Below are 18887 nucleotides of genomic sequence, written 5' to 3'. Positions count from 1 at the left end.
GATGAAAGACGAAACCCTGGCGGTCCACCACGGCTATACCACGGACCCCACCACCAAATCCGTGGCCGTGCCTATCTATCAGACCGTGGCCTACGAGTTTGACAGCGCCCAGCACGGCGCCGACCTGTTCAATCTGGAAGTGCCGGGCAACATCTACACCCGCATCATGAACCCGACCAACGACGTGCTGGAACAGCGGGTAGCCGCGCTGGAAGGCGGCATCGCCGGGTTGGTGGTGTCGGCCGGCAGTGCCGCCATTCATTACGCCATTCTGACCCTGGCCCAGAATGGCGACAACATCATCACCACGCCGCAGCTGTACGGCGGCACCTACACCCTGTTCGCCCACATGCTGCCGAGCCTGGGTATTGAGGTCCGTTTTGCCGAAGACGCCAGCCCGGACGCCATCGGCAGACTGATCGACGCCAACACCAAGGCGGTATTCTGCGAAAGCATCGGCAACCCGGCCGGCAACGTGGCCGATATTCAGGGGCTGGCCGACGTGGCTCATGCCCAGGGCGTGCCGCTGGTGGTCGACAACACGGTCGCCACGCCGCTGCTGTGCAAGCCCATCGACTTCGGTGCCGACATAGTGGTGCACTCGCTCACCAAATACATCGGCGGTCACGGTAACTCGCTCGGTGGCATCATCGTCGACAGCGGCACCTTCCCCTGGGCCGAGCACAAAGAGCGTTTCCCCCAGTTCAACCAACCCGAGCCCGCCTACCACGGTGTGGTCTATACCGAGGCCTTCGGTCCCGCCGCCTTTATCGCCCGCGCCCGCACCGTGCCGCTGCGCAACACCGGCAGCGCCCTGGCGCCGCTCAATGCCTTCCTGCTGCTGCAGGGGCTGGAAACCCTGCCGCTGCGCATGGAGCGCCATGTCGACAACACCTTCAAGGTGGCCAACTTCCTGAAAAATCATTCGCAGGTGGCCTGGGTCAACTATGCCGGTCTGCCGGATCACCCGGACTTCGAGCGTGCCCAGCGTTTCATGAAAGGCAAACCCTCGGCCATTCTGTCGTTCGGGCTCAAGGACGGCTATGAAGCCGGCGTGCGTTTCTATGATGCGCTCCAGCTCATCAAGCGGCTGGTGAACATCGGTGACGCCAAGTCACTGGCCTGTCACCCGGCCTCCACCACTCATCGCCAGATGAGCGAAGCCGAGCAGGCCCAGGCTGGCGTGAAGCCGGAGATGATTCGTTTGTCCATCGGCATCGAGCACAGCGACGACATCATTGCCGACCTTGAGCAGGCGCTGAAGGCCTGATCCGGAAAGAAAACCGGTTTCGAATAACCAGCAGTAAATAAAATGGCCCCGTCGAACCAGGTTCGACGGGGCTCTTTTTTGCCTGGATGCGCCAAGGTTCACCGCATCGTCATTTACCCCGTCAACCCCAGCGCCAGCTTGGCCGCCAGCAGCCACATCAAAGTACCTATGATGGCATCCATTCCCTTCTGCACCAGCGGCTTGTTGAGCCAGTGGCTCATGCGCGCCGCCGCCAGCGCCAGGGTAAAGAACCAGATCAATGACGCACTGAAACACCCGATGGCGAAGGCCCACTTGTCCTGCTCGGCGAAGCCACCGCCCACCGAGCCCAGTATCATCACGGTCTCGATATACACCTGCGGGTTGAGCAGCGTGACCGCCAGCACCCCGATGATCACCGCCTTCAGCCCCCGTTCACGCCCGTTCAGCGCCACCGCCTGCCCCTGCTGGAATACCCGGCGCCAGCAGTGCGCACCGTACAGCAGCAAGAACGCCATGCCCGCCAGGCTGATGCCCCAGTACAGCACGCCATGGGACTGCAGCGCCGCGCCACCACCGAACACGCCCAGGCTTATCAACAGCACATCGAACAGGCTGCAGATGGCCGCCACCAGCAGATGATATTGCCGCCGTATGCCCTGATTGAGCACGAAGGCGTTCTGCGCCCCGATGGGAATAATCAGCCCCGCCCCCAACGTAAATCCCTGCACCCAGGGTAACCAGTACATCATTCCGTATGCTCGCCTTGTCGACTCGAATGGCGACCAGACTAAAGAGCGGTTAGAGTTAAGTAAAACTAATAAAACTTCATCATCATAAGAATAATTAATGGCGGGAGCCTGTATGAGCGAACTGGACTACAAGCTGCTGGCCGCCCTGGACAAGGTGGTCGGCGAGCAAAGCTTCGAGCGGGCCGCCCGGCTGCTGCACCTGACCCAGTCGGCGGTGTCGCAACGCATCAAGCAGCTGGAATTGCGACTGGCCCAGCCGTTGCTGGTGCGCGGCCAGCCACCCCAGCCCACCGAAGCGGGCCGACGGCTGCTGGCCCATTATCGTCAGGTCAGCCAGCTGGAAAGTGCCGTCATGGCCGATCTGTTGCCGGACGCGCCGCAAAAACCGCTCACCGTCACTATCGTCACCAACGCCGACAGCCTGGCCACCTGGCTGATCCCGGCGCTCACGCCTCTGCTGCACAGCCACCCGATAGAGCTCAACCTGCTGATAGAGGATGAATCCCGCAGCCTGGAGCGGCTGAAGCGCGGCGAGGCCTTCGGGGCCATCAGCCTGCATGGCGAGCCGCCGCCCGGCTGTCGCTGCGACGCCCTCGGCAAAATGGACTACCTACTGGTGGCCACTCCGGCATTTCGGCAGCGTTACTTTACCGAAGGTCTGAACCTGACCGCCCTGCAGCAGGCACCGGCGGTCGCGTTCGACCAGCGCGACGACATGCACGCCCGCTATATAGAACAACATTTCGGACTGCCCCCCGGGGACTATCCCTGCCATGCGGTACGCTCTGCCGAAGCCTTCGTCGCCATCGCGCGCTCCGGGGCGGCCTATTGCCTGATCCCCCGGCTGATGATCGAAGAAGACTTGCAGACCGGACGACTGATCGAACTGTATCCGCAGGGAAGGCTCACCGAGCCACTGTACTGGCATCGCTGGTTGCTGGAACGGGGCATTCACAAGCATCTGTCCCATCGCCTGATCGACTATGCCCGACAGGTGCTACCGCCCCTTGACTCTGGAGATACATCCAGGGTTTAAACTCTGATCACCCCTTTCAGACAAGGAGTGCCTCATGGGACAGCGCTGCCATCACAACCGTTCAACAAGCGAACATACAGCACACCAGCATGATCACCGGTGTGCACCCCGTGCAGAGCCCGGCGCCGAACAGCCCGCAACGACAGGCGATGACAGCCTCCCCGACGATGACAACGACCAGAGCCAGACCCGCTACTGGCGCATCGGCGGCATGGACTGCCCAAGTTGCGCGGGCAAGATCGAAACCGCGGTGCGCCGTCTGCCCGGCGTGCTGAGTGCCGAGGTGCGCTTTGCCACCGAGCGATTGCAGGTACAGCTGACGCCCGACACAACCACCCATACCGTAGAGCAGAGCATCCGTGCCGCCGGTTTTACGCCCCTTGACGAACATTCGGCCGGGCAAGACACCGAGCAGACCCCGGCTCCCTGGTGGCAGCAGTACGCATCGATACTGACCCTGCTGGCCCTGATGCTGGCCGCCGCTGCCGCCAGCCTGTTAACCCCCGGCGCGGCCCAGCCGCTGTTTACTCTGGCCACCCTCTGGGGTCTGTGGCCCATCGGTCGCAAGGCGCTGCAACTGGCGCGCAGCGGCTCGCCTTTTTCCATCGAGACCCTGATGACGGTCGCCGCCTTAGGTGCCCTGCTGCTTGGCGAAACCGCCGAAGCCGCCATGGTGCTGCTGCTGTTCCTGGTGGGAGAAAAGCTGGAAAGCCTGGCCGCCAATAAAGCCCGCCGGGGCGTGAAGGCGCTGATGGCGCTGGTCCCCGATAAGGCACTGCGTGTTAGCGCCACCGGTATTGAAGAAGTCACTGCCGCCAGCCTGCAACCGGACGATGAAATTGAGGTACACCCCGGTGGCCGACTGCCGGTGGACGGCATCCTGCTCAACGAGCTGGCGGCATTTGATGAAAGTGCCGTCACCGGCGAGTCACTGCCGGTCGACCGGAGTCGGGGCGAGTCGCTGGCCGCCGGCAGCCTGCTGGTCGACGTGGCAGTGCGAATTCGGGTGACTTCGGCCCCGGGCAACAACACCATAGATCGCATCCTGCATCTGATGGAACAGGCCGAGTCCAACCGGGCCCCCATAGCCCGCTTTATCGAACGCTTCAGCCGCTGGTACACCCCGCTGATGATACTGGCGGCAGCTCTGGTCGCGCTGGCACCACCGCTGTGGCTGGCTGCCGACTGGGACACCTGGATTTACCGGGGCCTGGTGCTCTTGTTGATCGGTTGCCCCTGCGCTCTGGTCATCTCCACCCCGGCGGCGGTGACCTCGGCCCTGACCAGCGCCAGCCGCATGGGCATCCTGATCAAGGGCGGGGCGGCACTCGAGCAGCTGGGCAAGATAGACGCCCTGGCCTTCGACAAGACCGGCACCCTGACCCGGGGGGAGCCCCAACTGCAAGAGCTGATCATCTATCCACCCTTCGATCGAGAGCGGGTGCTGACCCTGGCCGCCGGACTGGAGGCCGGCTCGCATCATCCGCTGGCCAAGGCGCTGGTGGCCGCCGCCGGTGCCGAAGGTGTTGCGCCTGAACCTCTGCCTTATCGTCGCACCCTGCCCGGCGCCGGCATCGAAAGCGAGTGGCAGGGGCAGCCGTTGTTGATCTGCACCCCGACACACCTGACGACCGGAATACTCACCGTCGAGCAGCAAACACATATCGACCGGCTGCGGGCCGAGGCTCATACCCTGGTGGTGTTGGTGGTCGGCAACCGGATCGCCGCCCTGTTCGCCCTGAATGACCCGTTGCGCGAGGATGCCCAAGCCGGTATCGCCGCCTTGCAGGCGCTGAACATCCGCTGCCTGATGCTGACCGGCGATCACCGGGCCGCCGCCGCACGTATTGCCCACGACCTCAATATCGACTATCACGCCGAACTGAGCCCCCGGGACAAGCTGGATCAACTGATAAGCCTGGGTCGGACCCGCCAACTGGCCATGGTCGGCGACGGCATCAACGATGCCCCGGCCCTCAAGCAGGCCAGCGTGGGTATCGCCATGGGTCAGGGCACCGATGTGGCGCTGGACAGCGCCGATGCCGCCCTCACCCACAGCCGGCTCTCGGGGCTGGCCGAGGCGGTGCGCCTGTCTCGCGCCACTCACGGCATTATTCGCCAGAATATCGGCCTGGCGCTGGGGCTGAAGGCTATTTTCCTGGTCACCAGTATCCTCGGTATTACCGGCCTGTGGCTGGCGGTACTGGCCGACACCGGCGCCACGGCTCTGGTGACCCTCAACGCCCTTCGGTTGCTGAGATTTACAGGTAGTGAAGAGTGATCAATTTCTGACAATAATGCCGTGTTTAAAACTCTGTCATACCGGGCTTGACCCGGTATCTTTCTGCACGAAGATCCTGACTTTCGTCAGGATGACCGTCTGATCAAATGATTAATACCAATCTGTAAAACTAACTGATCTGTTTGGCTGCCCCGAAAAGGTCGAACGAAGGGTCGACTCCACCGACACGCTGAACCGCATCCCTGCGACGCTCAGCACATGACGTCCTGTCATGTGATGGTCGGTAAAGTTGAACCCTTCATCCGCCCCTCTGCTGCGGCGTCGCCTGTGGGAGTGCCCTGCAGACAACTCGGTGCTTAAGGAGAGGGGACAGAGATCGGCTCCCACGACCGTGAAATGCCAGGGCCGGAAAATGCTCCTGCCGTTCCGGCATTCCCGCCATCCCTGGCGGTCAGATGGTATTTTTCGAGCCCCCATGGGGCAGCTTGCTGCCGTATATCTTTGCTGGGTAATGGACCGAATATCCAGTGAATATTCGCAGCCGTTACCCAACAAAGATGGCTAGCCCGGTGGCGTGTCGCGGGAGGTGACTCTGTTGCCTCGAGTATTCAGTTTTAAACTAGATCATATTTTTACTTAGATTGGTATAATCTGTTTGATATAACCCCTAACCCTTTACTACTGACTCCTCACGGATGAAAAAAGCCCCCGCAACCTGGGTTGCGGGGGCTTTGACTCATGGGGATATGCTGATGACGTTACCAGGGGCCGACGACATAACCCAGCCGTTCCGGCAGCCACAATGCAATGCCCGGGAACAGCATCACCAGCACCAGTGCCGACAGCATAGTGAACATGAAGAACAGCGCCCAGCCGAAGGTTTTCTCCAATCGGATACCGGCAATCTGGGTCGTCACCATCAGGTTGATGGCCACCGGCGGGGTAAACTGGCCGACGGCAATATTCATCGCCAGCAGGATGCCGAACCATACCGGGTTCCAGCCAAAATGTTGCATCAGGGGGATCAGTATCGGCGTGATGATCAGGTAAATGGAAATGGCATCCAGCAGCATGCCCGCCAGCAGTACCAGCACCATGATCAGTATCATCAGCACCCAGCCCTGATCCGACAACGACAGCATCGACTCGGCCAGATGGGTGAAGGTGCCGAGGGTAGTACCGGCCCAGGCGAAGATGCCCGCCAGCGAAATGATGATCATCACCACGCCCGAAACCATGCCTGCCTCGCCGAGCATGCCCCAGACATCCTTCAGGCTGAGCTGGCGATAGACGAAAATACCCACGATCAGACCGTAGGTCACCGCCACTACCGCGGCTTCGGTCGGCGTGAACAGACCGGACCTTAGGCCACCCAGGATCAACACAGGCGCAAACAGCGCCGGCAATGCCTTGATAAAACTCTCTTTCAGGTTCGGTCGTTCACCCTGGCTCGGATCTTCCCAGCCGTTGCGTTTGGCCAACCACCACACCGGCAGCAGCAACGACATTCCCGCCAGCAGACCAGGAAACAGACCGGCGGCGAACAGTGCCCGCAAATCCACCCCCGGTACCACAATCGAATAGAGGATCAGGGCGATCGACGGCGGGATCAGGATGGCGGTAGACGATGCCGAGGCGATCAGCGCCGCCGAAAACGGCCTGGGATAACCGGCCCTGGTCATGCTGGGCAGCATCACCATGGCCACGGCGGCGGCGTCCGCCGGGCCCGAGCCGCTCATGCCACCCATGATCAGACAAACCAGCACCACCACCAGCCCCAGGCCGCCGTGACGCGGGCCAATCAGCGCCTGGGCAAAGCGCACCAGGCTGGCCGCTACCCCGGCGCGCTCGAAAATAAGTCCGGTAAGAATAAACAGCGGTATCGCGATCAACGGGTACTTGGCGATGCTGTTGTAGGTATTGGTACCCAGGGTCGCCAGCATGTCCGGCGACAGGCCGACCACAATGCCGGCGGCACCACCCAACCCTAGTGCGAACGCCACCGGTACACCCAGCAGCATGGCACCGCCAAACACCAGCAACATCAGGAGATCAGGACTCATGAGTACCTCCTGCTTGCAGGCAGACTCGGCAGCGTTCCATCATGCTCTGAGTCAGACGCCAGATAATGGCCAGGCACAGCAGCGGCAGCCAGATCAAGTAAATCCAGGTGGGATAGCCTAGGCCGGGGGACAGCGACTCCCAGCTATATTCCTCCCAGGTCAGCAAGGCGCCGTACCAGACCACCAGGCCCAGCAACAGCACGCTGGCCGCCCACTGCAACACATACAGCACCGGGCGCAGGCGAACGGGCAGCCACTCCTCCACCAGTTCGATACGGATATGAACATGGCGGCGGGCAGCCACGGCGGCGCCGGCAAAGGTCAGCACCACCAGCAGAAACACGGAAAACTCTTCGGTAAAGGCAAAGGACGCATCGGTGGTGTAGCGCACCACCACATTGCCCAGGCTGATTACACAAACAGCCAGCAGGGCAAGGGCCGCCAGCCAGCGCTCGGGCCGGGCATCGGGGGCAGATTTTGACATGGGTACAACTCTTGACAGGAGGTTCAACGTAACGAATTCGGCCCGGCGTTGCCGCCGGGCCAGATAAAAGAGTGTTAACGTGCGGCGATGGCCGCCTGGGCTTCGGCAACCAGTTCGGCACCAATACGCGGGATCCACTTCTGATATACCTCGGCGGTGGCATCGACGAAAGCCTGATGCTGCTCGGGAGTCAGCTCGGTGACTTCGACACCTCGCTCCTTGATGGCGGCCAGGGTATCGCTCAGCTCGTTACGGGACTTTTCTATTTCCCAGGCACCGGCATCGACGGCCGCCTGCTGCAACAGCGTCTGGTCCTCTTCGGACAGCGACTTCCACACCTTCTTGTTCACGCCGAACACCAGCGGGTCTGCCATGTAATGCCACAGGGTCAGATAGCTCTGGCCTACCTGATCCACTCGTGCCACATCGAACACCGACAACGGATTTTCCTGACCGTCGATGGCACCGGTGGTCAGTGCCGGTTTGGCATCGGCCCAGCTCATCTGGGTCGGGTTGGCACCCAGGGTGCTGAAGGTATCCAGAAACAGCGGCGAGCCTACTACCCGTACCTTGAGACCCTGCACGTCTTCCGGGCCGTCGATGGTGTGCTTGGAATTGGACAGCTCGCGAAAGCCGTTTTCACCCCAGGCCAGCGGCATGACGCCTTTCTTGTCGATGGCGGTAAAGATCTTTTCACCGGAGCTGCCCTGGGTAATGGCGTCGATGGCCGCCTCGTCCGGCATCAGGAAAGGCAGCGAGAACAGGTTCAGCTCGGGTACCTGGGGTGACCAGTTGATGGTGGAGGCGACCGCCATATCGATGAGGCCACTGCGCATGGCAGAAAATTCACGGGTCTGGTCGCCGGATACCAGCTGCGCATTGGGATACACCTTGAGGGTGAGGCGCCCGTCGGAACGCTCATTGACCAGCTCGGCCCATTTTTCCGCCGCCTGTCCCCAGGGGAAGGCGTCAGACAATACGGTGGAAACGGAAAACTCGCGGGTTTCCTGGGCAAAAGAAGGAGTCGCAAGGGTCATGCCGAGGGCGGCAGTCAAAGCAAACGTCAGCGGTTTGATACGCATAAGAAGTCCTTTTGATGATGAGGGATCCATTCAGCCAGAAAGTAGATCCAACTGAGAACAAACGGAGGCAATAGTGAAATGAAGACGGTAAGCAAGTCAATCATCAATCCGGGTTAGAAGCCTAACCGCCGCTTCTCACCTGCACCACTAACGAATGAAAAAAGCCCCGCAACGGTGTTGCGGGGCTTTCGGTGTTCATAAGAAAATGCTTATTGAGCGACAGCCACCGGCGGACGCACACCCAGGCTGTGGCAGATAGCGTAGGTCAGCTCGGAACGGTTCAGGGTGTAGAAGTGGAAGTCCTTCACCCCTTCCCGGCTCAGTACCCGAACCTGATCCATGGCGATGCTGGCACCCACCAGATTACGGGTGTTCTGATCATCTTCCAGCCCTTCATAACGTTGGTGCATCCAGTTCGGAATGCGGACGTTGGAAAAACCGGCAAACTTGATCAGGGTCTGGTAGTTGGACACCGGCAATATGCCCGGCACAATTTCGGTGTCGATACCGATGGTCACGCAGCGATCGCGAAACCGCAGGTAGGACTCCACATCGAAGAAGAACTGGGTAATGGCCCGGTTGGCCCCGGCGTCTATTTTACGCTTCAGGCTGAGCAGATCGGCCTGGGCGCTTTTCGCTTCCGGGTGCACCTCGGGATACGCCGCGACCGAAATATCGAAGTCGGCTTCTTCCTTCAGCAGGCTCACCAGATCGGCGGCATACATATCCGGCTTTTCGATGCCCTTGGGCAGATCGCCACGCAAGGCCACGATCTGCCGGATGCCGTTGTTCCAGTAGTCCCGGGCGATGCCGCGCAGCTCGTCGCGGCTTGCATCGATACAGGTCAGGTGCGGAGCGGCAATCAGGCCGGTTTTATCCTGAATGTCCTTGATCACCTTGTGCGTTCTGTCCCGGGTGCCGGAGTTGGCGCCGTAGGTGACGGAGACAAACTTGGGCGCCAGCGTTTTCAGTCGTTCGATGGAGCTCCACAAGGTTTGCTCCATCTTCTCGCTGTTTGGCGGAAAAAATTCAAATGAGACGTTAATATCGCCATTCAGCTCGGACATTGACTGATTAAGCGCTTCTACATGACGCGCGCTGTGAAAACCCATGTTTATCTCCTGACAACTTAAATTAAAACCATTCCTTTATGCCCAGGCTTCGGCATAGGCCTTGCGCAATTCCTGCGTGACCGCCACCATGTTAGCCAGGGCTGCACGGGTTTCTTCCCGGTTACGAGTCTTGAGACCGCAGTCGGGGTTAACCCAGATACGCTCACTGGGCAGACGAGCAATGGACTCGATGATTTCGTTGAACCCAGAATAACACATGTGTGTGTGGATCTGGGTACTGTCCGCTGCCTTGCCAATCCCCTCATATGAGCCGCGCCACCCCTGAGTTTGAGCGCATCAGCGGCCAGAAATGACAAAACTCTCGGTGGTACTTTGTAGCGTAGAAAACGGCCTATTCTCTCCGCGCTCTTCGCGACCCTAGAGACACTTAGACGTCTACATGGCTTCATATTTACACGGCCAGACATTCAGAGGCAAGGTTTTCTTCGTAAAAAGTGATAACCACTGATTTATTAGTATGAAAAAAGCATATTGAGAGCGGAGGAAGTCGATACGATGGCGAGGTCTACTGGAGGGGATAGGGATCGATAAGGAAAAAAAAGGCAGACCAAAGGGTCTGCCCAAAACACTGCCGAGGCTCAATGCCTCTCAACCCACATTGCAAATTACTTAGAAGCGGTAACCCAGGCCAACCATCAGGCCGATGGGATCGATGTTGGCGGTATCAACATAGTTGCCGTTAACAGACACGTCGGTGTCGATGTCCATGTACCAGATGGAGCCGTTTACAAACAGGTTATCGGTCACGTCCATATCCACACCGGCTTGAGCCGCCAGCCCCCAGGAGTCATCGGCTTCTACATTCGCATCAATAGCTTGCAGATCACCACGAGACTCCTCATCGAAGAAGAAGGTGTAGTTGATGCCGGCGCCAATATAGGGACGCACCTTGCTCTGGGCGTTGCCGAAGTAGTACTGGGCCATCAGGGTCGGCGGCAGGTGCTTGACATTCGCCACTTCGCCTGAGCCTTTAAGGCTTACACCATGTGAAAACGGCGTCGCAGCCAGCAATTCCACGCCCCAGTTGTCGGTAACCATATAGGAAAAAGTCAGGCCCAGTTGAGTGTTTGAATCAACGTCAAAAGTGTCTTCTGAGTCTGTAGTAGGAGCAACTGTCATGGCTCCGCCACGAACCAGAATATCACCGGCCTGGTGAGCAAAGGCGGAAGGGGCCATCAGGGCGGCGGCAACCAGTAAAGCGACTTTTTTCATATTCGGTCCTTAAATATTTATGCTGGGAAGTTTCAACTGGGGCCAGTCTGCCGTATTTGGTGCGGAACTTTTTTGATTTAACGCAAACTAAGGTCGGTTTTTAACAAAGCCGGGAACTTTTTCATATTCGCTGAAAATAGCCCGCACCGCCGCTGGCTAAAGCAGTTGTATTGGGGTATATCTTAGTGATCGGGTTCAGGCAGCGCTTTTGGCGTTGCCTGCTTTTTTATGGAGGTTTATATGGCCCAGTTGCCACCTATTACTGTATCTACTTTAGATCTGGCCCGGCTCGAGGCCTTGCTTGAAAAGCAGCCCGACTCGGAGGCTGTCAGACGGTTGGAGAATGAACTTGATCGGGCCAAGGTAGTCGCACCCGCCGAGGTGCCGGACAATATAGTGACCATGAATTCCATCATTACCTTTACCATGGCCGGCAGCAAAGACTCCTTTACCAAGACGCTGTGCTACCCACGGGACATGGATGGTGCCAAAGAAAAAATTTCGGTACTGGCGCCCATCGGCGCGGCTCTGCTCGGCCTGGCGATTGGCCAGTGCATCGAATGGCCCGGACCTAACGGCAAGACGCTGCAGGTGACCATTACGGCCATCGACTACCAGCCGGAGCGTGCTGGCGATTACCAGTCATAAATAGAAAAAGGCGCCGTTGATGCGCCTTTTTCTATTTACAGGCAACCAAAAGCAATACCACTCTTGCTCGCCATGGCTGCCCGAGGCATGCTGACTCTCCCCGGGCCCTAATTCCAGACTGAATGAACCAGCTTATTAACAGCGTCCTGTTTTCCATTTCCATTACCGGCCCTATCTGCCTGCTGTTGTTGCTGGGTATTGGCCTGCGCCGCAGCCAAATGATGAATGAAGGCTTTATCGACGGAGCCAGCAAGCTGGTCTTCAATATCGCCCTGCCGATGCTGCTGTTTACCAGCATAGCGCAAACCGACTTCAGCCAAATGGCCAGTCCTTCGCTCATTCTTTATGGCATGGCGGCAACGCTGCTGGCCTTTGTATTGCTGGAGTGGCTGGCCATTCGCATGACGCCGGACAAGCGCGTACGCGGCATTCTGGTACAGGGCGCCTTTCGCGCCAATATGGGCATCGTGGGTCTGGCCTACGTTAACAATGCCTATGGCAGCCAGGGGGTGGCCGCCGCCGCCATGTACGTGGCCTGCCTGACCATACTGTTCAATATTCTGGCGGTGATCACCTTGAATCGCAGCCTGAATCAGGGCGGAAGCCCGCCGATAAGAAAGATACTCCTGGGGATCATCAAAAATCCGCTGATTATCGGTATTGTCGCCGCCCTGCCCTTTGCCGCCAGCGACTGGACGGTGCCGGAAACGCTGATGAAGACCGGCCAGTACCTGGCACAGATGACGCTGCCGCTGGCATTACTGTGCACCGGCGCCAGTTTGAGTCTGAAGGGTGGCAGCGCAGAGAACAGACTGCTGCCTGGCGTTACCCTGCTGCGGTTACTGGCGATTCCCGCCCTGATTACCCTGGGCGGTTATCTGGTCGGTTTTCGTGATGTTGAACTGGCCATCCTGTTTTTGATCAACGCCTCGCCCACCGCCGCCGCCAGCTACGTCATGGTGCGCGCCATGGGCGGCAATGCGGTGCTGGCCGCCAATATCATCGCGGTCACCACCCTGGGCTCCCTGCTGAGCACCAGTCTCGGCGCCGCCCTGCTGAAGGGGATGGGCTGGTTTTAAACACGACCGTATGCAACCCGATTCCGGCTGGGTTATGGTTGCCGTAATGCACACAAGTAGAGCCAAATATCATGTCGAGAGAAAAAGCCCTGACGCTGGAGGCATTGCGCGTGCTCGACGCCATCGAGCGCCGAGGCAGTTTTGCCGCCGCCGCCGATGAATTGGGCAAGGTGCCCTCTGCACTCAGCTATACCATGCAGAAACTGGAAGACGAGCTCGATCTGGCGCTATTCGATCGATCCGGCCACAAAACCCAGTTTACCCCGGTTGGCCGGCTCGTGCTGGAGCGGGGACGACAGCTGCTGCAGGCGGCCAGCCGCCTGGTGGAAGATGCCCGCGCACTCGAACTGGGCTGGGAAACCCAACTCACTCTGGCCATCGACGCCATCATGCCCAGCCAGCTGCTGTTCCCCGTGCTGGACGCCTTGTCGCAACAGACAGATACCGATATCAAACTGGCCCACGAAGTGCTGGCCGGTACCTGGGAAGCGCTGGAAACCGAGCGGGCCGATATGGCCATTACCCCCCTGCGCAACGATGCCATCGTCAGCCCCGGCATCAAGACTCAGTTTCTGTACCGGGAAACCTTCATCTACGTGGCTCATCCACAGCATCCCATTCATCGGGAAACAGGACCGCTGACCGAAGAGGTATTCAGCCGTTACCGCGCCATCGCCGTGGCAGACAGTGCCCGCTTCAAGCCGCCGCTGACCTTCAGGTTATTCGACAAACAATCGCGACTGACCGTCGGTACCATGCAGGACAAGATCATTGCCCTGAAAGCCGGACTCGGTATTTCATCGGTGCCGCAATCCTGGCTGGGAGACATGCTGGAACGAGGAGAGTTAAAGGAAGTAGCGGGAAGCAGCAGAGAGACGACCGACGTGGTACTGGCCTGGCGAAGAGATGCTATGGGCAAGGCCAAGAGCTGGTTGATTCGCCAGATCCCGACCCTGTTCCATCAGAGTAAATAGCGGCTCAGCCTCGGTTTAAACGGGGCAAATAACGGCCCAACCAGGCAAGCACCGCATCAAACACACCGGTGTGCATCAGCCAGGCCATGCCAAAGCAGGCTACCGAAAAAGCGCCTACATAAATATCGCTCCACCAATGTGCACCTCCCATTACCCGGGGCGCAGAGAAAACCACCACAAATACACAGCCCCAGAGTCCCGCCTTCCACGATAGAAAACGCCAGACAAAGGCGGTAAAGATCATCAACATCAGGCCGTGATCGCCGGGAAAGCTGTCACCGGAGGCGTCTTTGGTCTTGAAGCCTGCCAGCTCGGTCAGGCGGAAAACGTTCTCGAAGGTCAGGGTGGGGCTCGGTCTTTCCACCGGAACGGCACGACCCAGCTGGTTAAGCCCGACCGCCGTCAGCAGCATCATCAAACCGATAATCAACAGCTGGCGCTTTTGCTCCGGGCCGGCTCCTCGATAATAGCTGTAGTACAGCACGCCCATTGCCAGCAAGGCCACCCCATCGAAGGCTCGGTTGTTGGCAATGGCAACAGCCGTCACCCAACCGTCACTGACGCCGATCTTGTCGTTAAAATAATAAAAAATGGCCTTGTCGATATCGAACCAGAAGCCATGATTCGGTAACCAGAACCAGCTGCCCAGCACGGCGATTGCCACCAGATTCCAGAACACCAGTTTATTGTATTGAATCGGCATAGCGCCCCCTTTGTAATAAGGCGAGCATTGTACGGAATTTCACTGAGACTTTGCAGCTACTAAGCGCCGAAACGGCCGGGTTAAATGGAATGACGCACCTTTCGCACATTCACCGGCAAGAAAGTTAAATAACCGGTCTCCAGACAAGGTCATTCGTGACAAAGGCCATAGCAGACTCCCTGCACCCGTGCGGCCAAATGACCTTGGTACACGGGAGCCTGCTCTCGGTCCGAACTCTGTCTCACAATCAGCAGCGATGAGTTAAGGTCACCCGGAAGATGAATTTACGTTATTCCTTCTTGAAGAGTCCGCTTATAAAGTTACCGTATGACAGGTCAGTACTTTCCTCTTTTTCCTCGCTTTCAACGGTGCAGTTTATTCCTTCTCCTGCATAGCGTGCAAAGCAGTCGGCCAGGAGTGTCGTCACCTTGGCGCTCAGGCCTGCGTCTTCAGCCAGAGCAATAACCTGATGGTAATAACCGGGCGGCCGACCATAGTCGTCAAATATGTCGAGCAGTGGCAACACCTGTCGCTGATTGTTACTGTCTCTCTTCTCCGTCAACAATCGAGTCTTTTCGATATGCATCATCAAGGAGGGATATTCCCCCTTCAAACCAAGCTGCAGGTTTTGCTCCATGCTGGATGTTTTCCCCTGAGCAGAACGTAACTCATAGTAGGATTGTCTGACAAAGTTCTGGTGCCGGGTGTGCACATTGACGGCGTCCCGAATACTGCGTTCGCCAGATGCCAGCTCTCCCCTGGTCATGGATTCTCTAGCATCGACGATATGCTGCAAACCACGCCATATATTGTCTGTTTGTCGACTTTTGCTGATTTGTTGCCATTGACGACGTTCCTGACCGGGACTGGAAGCATCGGGATAGTGTTTATCGGCGTAGTCGAGCAGCATGTTATAACGATCCTCGGCCGAGTCATGATCCTTGTTGAAACGACTCAGCAAGGAATCCATCTTACCGGCGGATTTTTCAAGCACCCCGCTCACCGTCTCGCCGAAGGGAATGCTTTCGGCATTCAAATTGACGGATTCCAAGGCATTTTTAACAAGTTCGTTATCACTGGACTGCCGCTGCTTGTTCATTTCCTCCCAGGAGGTCAACTTGTCCAGCAGGGTAAACATGGCCTCACTGTTGTAACCGGCTGCCATCATCAAATCCAGCCCCAACTTGTCGGCTTCTTCTTCCTGCCTCCGCGTCCACCCTGGATTAATAAAACCATCCGAGACCATCAAGGCCGTAAATGCATTCTCTATTCGACGCTCATCTTCACTGCGGATGACTCCCGCATCATTACTTTTAAGATTGGCAAACAGCGTCGCCGCCACCACCGCTTTTTTCTGGAATTTTACGAAAACATCGCTGCTGTTATGATTACGTATGGTGTGGGCCAATTCGTGAGCCAGTAGTGCGGCCAGCTCATCGGTGGTGTCCAGATCCTTTAACATGGCATAGGGAATATAAATATTGCCGTCGGCACTGGCTCGAGCACCCAGAGCCGTATCCGCGAACAAATAGACTCGGCCGGGAAGATCACTAATACCAGAGGCCTGTTTCAGTTTCTCCAACTGCTCGTTAATATAGGTCTCTGCTGCAGGGTGACTAATCAGTCCCAGCCCGAGACTTTGATTACGATAGCGATCCTGCTCTTCCCCAATGCCGAGAAGACCGCTGGAATATTGCTTGCCGGTTTGAGACAGCAGCGTTTTATCCGCATTCAGGCGACTGGGCAGTACGCTAGAGCTACATCCCGCCAGCAACATGGTAATGACAACAAGAGCTGAAGTTGACCGCCTCATTTGCATTCTCCATTGCCGAGTCCGCGTGTCGCAGCATCAAGATTGGCAGCCAGCACATTTTTACAGGAACTGTTCAATTCATAGGTTCGATCTGTACGAACCATTCTTTTTTTTATTGAATAGCGCTCATTTTCAATCTCCACAACATAGTGCCCACTCGGTTTTACTTCGAGTATATTCAACGGTAATTCAAGCGTTCCGGTATCCACCTTCTTCACTCGCTCAAGGCTGACAGGGTCAAACAGATTTATTTGTGCCCGTCTGAATTCCGTAATCTTGATGACATCACTCGCCTGTGCGGCCAGCATTGTCAGTGAAAGCATCAGAAATATGGTTATTCTCCGCACTGCGCACTCCTTCCTGTGGTTGATAAAATCGGTATAGACGTTTTGGAAATGAGGTGATGCGTTCGACCAGGCTGAGACGCTCCAGCACGATACCCGCACCAAAAATTTCGATGAAGCCCGCCCAGGTCGCCACCGATAAATCAAGCAGGCTGAATTGTATCCAGCACACCAGGGTGACATAGAATAAAATGGCCAGCCAAAAACGAAGAGTCGGGTAAGACTGGCGGACTCGGCTGACTGCAAAGCCACACAGCCGCCCGAAGAAAGTCGGATAACAGAGGTAATCGTTATCTTCATGCTGGGAGTCTTCGTTGTTTGTTTTGCGAAAACACACGAAACAGGCAATCGGCAGCAGCAAAAAAAACTGCAACCATGGCAGCGATAACCCTTCCATACCGTCAGGCCAGCGTGGAGTAGCCGCCTTGAACTGCTCTCCCCACGTCAGCAGGTTGTCCAGCGCCATGGCGTGATAATAGGCGCCCGGAAGAATTTCCCGGGTCGGAGTAAATACCACATCCTGAATACCGGTCAGGCTGGCACCGTAAACGACAACTCTGTCTTTCAGATGATCATCCAGCTCGGCAAGGGCTTCATCTTCGGTACGGCCGACCGGGTTGATAAGATCCCGGACAAAAACGGTTGTTGAATAAGGTACCGGCGTTTCGACTTGTGTGAAACCTCGTAACAAGCTGTCGAGAAAACAATCATCCTGTGCCGTATCTGATGTCATCCAGGCCTGATTACGAATATTATTTTTCGTGCCCCAGAAGATATCCATGTCTCCACGAGATTCTGTATTCTCGAGCCCATGATTCAAGTTGTTGACGATCGCGAAAGCCGCCGATGGCAGCTCGTTATTACCCTGCGTATAGGCCCGTGCAACGAAGTCCATGGGATCCATAACGATTTGAGGTGATACGGGAATTACCAACCCGGCCAGCTCCGGCCAGAAATTATTCAGCCATTCCTGCGACGGTGCCGAAAGGTATACTTCAATTCCGGCTGCCCGGTAGTTTTTCAGCACATGAACCAGCTCTCCAGCGCCGGGCTTGAGCTGGTTCATCCAATAAAAATCGATAAACAGAGCCCGTGGTTGATGAACCAGCAGATCATCCAGAATTGAAGCATGAAAAGAGTAAGGCGCGGGCCATTGTCCCCGCAGAACGGCATCGACTATCTCATCCGTCAGAAGCAATACCACAACTTCATCCTGCCGGGTATCAGGATAAATCCAGTGCCCCGCCTGGGTATTGATAAGATCCTGGACATACTTGTCCAGGTGCTCACCGAAACCGAAAGGCGAAACAACCAGAACTGCCCACATCAATAATGTCAGCAGAAACGCATGAAACAGACGCCGAATCCAATTGGTCAGTTTGAGCAGCTCCCTTGCCAATACGTGCCCCCTTGTGTGTTTACCACTACATAAGCGTCAAAATCTGACGCAACCTTCGGATTATACCCATACGGAGCCTTGATACAAATCCGATTGCCATCACTTTAAACAACCAGGTTTTTAGACCAACGTAAGTAAAAATATGATTTGTTTAGAACTGGACACGAGAGGCAACAGAGTCAGCTCCCACAGGCGACGCCGCAGCAGAGGGGCGGATTAAGGGGGATCCACTCCAGCGACCATCACATAACAGGTCAACAAAGGCTCCTGCAATGCTGGCACTCCCGCCAGCCTTCGGCGGTCGGACGTCATGTGTTTGAGCGTACATGGGGCGAGCGTGCCTCGCCGTGACGAATCGTTTCAGCCTGACCGCGTATCCAGTGAATGCTTGTAGCTGGCTGAAACGGTGAGTGTCATTCAATTGCAGCGTGTCGGTGGACTCGCCCCTTCGTTCGACCTTTATCGGGGCAGCCAAACAGATCAGTTAGTTTTCCAGATTGCTACAAAATGGTCACGGTTTGGTCACGAGAAGGGATTTGACGGCATGGGAAAGGATGAATTTACCGAACGACAGACAGCAAAAAGCCCTGCTCGTTAGAGCAGGGCTTTTGAATAATGGCGGAGTGGACGGGACTCGAACCCGCGACCCCCGGCGTGACAGGCCGGTATTCTAA

General features: G+C 57.1%; 16 protein-coding genes and 1 pseudogene. 6 read left to right on the top strand and 11 right to left on the bottom strand.

Going from position 1 to position 18887, the window contains the following annotated elements; translation table 11 throughout:
• The first annotated feature begins 1 nt into the window (after nucleotide 1).
• Nucleotides 2-1270: an O-acetylhomoserine aminocarboxypropyltransferase/cysteine synthase family protein gene (locus tag Q0753_RS11130; RefSeq protein WP_298720644.1), complete on the top strand. Its 1269-nt coding sequence runs from the start codon at nucleotides 2-4 to the stop codon at nucleotides 1268-1270.
• A gap of 113 nt (nucleotides 1271-1383) precedes the next feature.
• Here Q0753_RS11130 and Q0753_RS11125 read toward each other — a convergent pair whose 3' ends face one another.
• Nucleotides 1384-2001, bottom strand: a complete 618-nt coding sequence (locus Q0753_RS11125) for a LysE/ArgO family amino acid transporter (RefSeq protein WP_298720641.1) — start codon at nucleotides 1999-2001, stop codon at nucleotides 1384-1386.
• 112 nt (nucleotides 2002-2113) lie between these two features.
• Here Q0753_RS11125 and Q0753_RS11120 point away from each other — a divergent pair, with 112 nt between their 5' ends.
• Entirely contained in the window at nucleotides 2114-3037 is a 924-nt protein-coding gene (locus tag Q0753_RS11120) for a LysR family transcriptional regulator ArgP (protein ID WP_298720638.1), read from the top strand.
• 34 nt (nucleotides 3038-3071) lie between these two features.
• A complete protein-coding gene (locus Q0753_RS11115) occupies nucleotides 3072-5318 on the top strand; it encodes a heavy metal translocating P-type ATPase (RefSeq protein ID WP_298720635.1) in 2247 nt (748 codons plus the stop codon).
• 719 nt (nucleotides 5319-6037) lie between these two features.
• Here the strand turns inward: Q0753_RS11115 and Q0753_RS11110 are convergent.
• The 6 genes and pseudogenes from Q0753_RS11110 to Q0753_RS11085 all read right to left on the bottom strand — a co-directional run bounded on the left by Q0753_RS11110 (nucleotide 6038) and on the right by Q0753_RS11085 (nucleotide 11253).
• Nucleotides 6038-7342, bottom strand: coding sequence for a TRAP transporter large permease (locus tag Q0753_RS11110; RefSeq protein WP_298720632.1), 1305 nt, complete (start codon nucleotides 7340-7342; stop codon nucleotides 6038-6040).
• Nucleotides 7332-7826, bottom strand: coding sequence for a TRAP transporter small permease (locus Q0753_RS11105; protein WP_298720629.1), 495 nt, complete (start codon nucleotides 7824-7826; stop codon nucleotides 7332-7334). The genes Q0753_RS11110 and Q0753_RS11105 overlap by 11 nt, the downstream gene beginning before the upstream one ends.
• 74 nt (nucleotides 7827-7900) lie before the next feature.
• The gene (locus Q0753_RS11100; protein ID WP_298720627.1) at nucleotides 7901-8908 is read right to left on the bottom strand and encodes a DctP family TRAP transporter solute-binding subunit; all 1008 of its coding nucleotides are present in this window, start codon (nucleotides 8906-8908) and stop codon (nucleotides 7901-7903) included.
• A gap of 209 nt (nucleotides 8909-9117) precedes the next feature.
• A complete protein-coding gene (gene metF / locus Q0753_RS11095; protein WP_298720625.1) occupies nucleotides 9118-10020 on the bottom strand; it encodes a methylenetetrahydrofolate reductase in 903 nt (300 codons plus the stop codon).
• Between the two features lie 36 nt (nucleotides 10021-10056).
• Nucleotides 10057-10263 (bottom strand): annotated as a pseudogene (locus Q0753_RS11090) (hypothetical protein); the annotation flags it as partial.
• A 387-nt stretch (nucleotides 10264-10650) separates the two neighbouring features.
• Nucleotides 10651-11253, bottom strand: coding sequence for an OmpW family outer membrane protein (locus Q0753_RS11085; protein WP_298720621.1), 603 nt, complete (start codon nucleotides 11251-11253; stop codon nucleotides 10651-10653).
• Nucleotides 11254-11493: 240 nt separating this feature from the next.
• Between Q0753_RS11085 and rnk the strand changes: the two genes are divergently transcribed.
• The 3 genes from rnk (at nucleotide 11494) to Q0753_RS11070 (ending at nucleotide 13954) form a co-directional block, all read left to right on the top strand.
• Nucleotides 11494-11901, top strand: a complete 408-nt coding sequence (gene rnk, locus Q0753_RS11080; protein WP_298720616.1) for a nucleoside diphosphate kinase regulator — start codon at nucleotides 11494-11496, stop codon at nucleotides 11899-11901.
• A gap of 122 nt (nucleotides 11902-12023) precedes the next feature.
• Entirely contained in the window at nucleotides 12024-12980 is a 957-nt protein-coding gene (locus Q0753_RS11075) for an AEC family transporter (RefSeq protein ID WP_298720613.1), read from the top strand.
• A gap of 71 nt (nucleotides 12981-13051) precedes the next feature.
• Nucleotides 13052-13954 carry a LysR family transcriptional regulator gene (locus Q0753_RS11070; RefSeq protein WP_298720610.1) on the top strand — a complete coding sequence of 301 codons (903 nt, stop codon included), beginning with the start codon at nucleotides 13052-13054 and terminating at the stop codon, nucleotides 13952-13954.
• 4 nt (nucleotides 13955-13958) lie between these two features.
• On the opposite strand, the gene Q0753_RS11065 is transcribed toward Q0753_RS11070, so the two are convergent.
• The 4 genes from Q0753_RS11065 to Q0753_RS11050 all read right to left on the bottom strand — a co-directional run bounded on the left by Q0753_RS11065 (nucleotide 13959) and on the right by Q0753_RS11050 (nucleotide 18213).
• A complete protein-coding gene (locus tag Q0753_RS11065) occupies nucleotides 13959-14657 on the bottom strand; it encodes a phosphatase PAP2 family protein (protein WP_298720607.1) in 699 nt (232 codons plus the stop codon).
• A 289-nt stretch (nucleotides 14658-14946) separates the two neighbouring features.
• Complete coding sequence (locus Q0753_RS11060) at nucleotides 14947-16470, bottom strand: M48 family metalloprotease (RefSeq protein ID WP_298720604.1); 1524 nt, start codon at nucleotides 16468-16470, stop codon at nucleotides 14947-14949.
• Complete coding sequence (locus Q0753_RS11055) at nucleotides 16467-16793, bottom strand: hypothetical protein (RefSeq protein ID WP_298720601.1); 327 nt, start codon at nucleotides 16791-16793, stop codon at nucleotides 16467-16469. Before Q0753_RS11055 ends, Q0753_RS11060 begins: the two co-directional genes overlap by 4 nt.
• Nucleotides 16756-18213, bottom strand: coding sequence for a CHASE2 domain-containing protein (locus Q0753_RS11050; protein ID WP_298720599.1), 1458 nt, complete (start codon nucleotides 18211-18213; stop codon nucleotides 16756-16758). The genes Q0753_RS11055 and Q0753_RS11050 overlap by 38 nt, the downstream gene beginning before the upstream one ends.
• Between the last annotated feature and the right edge of the window lie 674 nt (nucleotides 18214-18887).

Source organism: uncultured Oceanisphaera sp., from assembly GCF_947495715.1.
In the GTDB taxonomy this organism is placed as follows: Bacteria; Pseudomonadota; Gammaproteobacteria; order Enterobacterales; family Aeromonadaceae; genus Oceanimonas; species Oceanimonas sediminis.
This window is presented reverse-complemented; position numbering and strand designations above follow the sequence as displayed.

Coding starts and splice junctions, on each gene's coding strand:
- Q0753_RS11130 (WP_298720644.1), top strand. CDS start 2: ATGAAAGACGAAACCCTGGCGGTCCACCACGGCTATACCACGGACCCC.
- Q0753_RS11125 (WP_298720641.1), bottom strand. CDS start 2,001: ATGATGTACTGGTTACCCTGGGTGCAGGGATTTACGTTGGGGGCGGGG.
- Q0753_RS11120 (WP_298720638.1), top strand. CDS start 2,114: ATGAGCGAACTGGACTACAAGCTGCTGGCCGCCCTGGACAAGGTGGTC.
- Q0753_RS11115 (WP_298720635.1), top strand. CDS start 3,072: ATGGGACAGCGCTGCCATCACAACCGTTCAACAAGCGAACATACAGCA.
- Q0753_RS11110 (WP_298720632.1), bottom strand. CDS start 7,342: ATGAGTCCTGATCTCCTGATGTTGCTGGTGTTTGGCGGTGCCATGCTG.
- Q0753_RS11105 (WP_298720629.1), bottom strand. CDS start 7,826: ATGTCAAAATCTGCCCCCGATGCCCGGCCCGAGCGCTGGCTGGCGGCC.
- Q0753_RS11100 (WP_298720627.1), bottom strand. CDS start 8,908: ATGCGTATCAAACCGCTGACGTTTGCTTTGACTGCCGCCCTCGGCATG.
- metF (WP_298720625.1), bottom strand. CDS start 10,020: ATGGGTTTTCACAGCGCGCGTCATGTAGAAGCGCTTAATCAGTCAATG.
- Q0753_RS11085 (WP_298720621.1), bottom strand. CDS start 11,253: ATGAAAAAAGTCGCTTTACTGGTTGCCGCCGCCCTGATGGCCCCTTCC.
- rnk (WP_298720616.1), top strand. CDS start 11,494: ATGGCCCAGTTGCCACCTATTACTGTATCTACTTTAGATCTGGCCCGG.
- Q0753_RS11075 (WP_298720613.1), top strand. CDS start 12,024: ATGAACCAGCTTATTAACAGCGTCCTGTTTTCCATTTCCATTACCGGC.
- Q0753_RS11070 (WP_298720610.1), top strand. CDS start 13,052: ATGTCGAGAGAAAAAGCCCTGACGCTGGAGGCATTGCGCGTGCTCGAC.
- Q0753_RS11065 (WP_298720607.1), bottom strand. CDS start 14,657: ATGCCGATTCAATACAATAAACTGGTGTTCTGGAATCTGGTGGCAATC.
- Q0753_RS11060 (WP_298720604.1), bottom strand. CDS start 16,470: ATGAGGCGGTCAACTTCAGCTCTTGTTGTCATTACCATGTTGCTGGCG.
- Q0753_RS11055 (WP_298720601.1), bottom strand. CDS start 16,793: ATGCTTTCACTGACAATGCTGGCCGCACAGGCGAGTGATGTCATCAAG.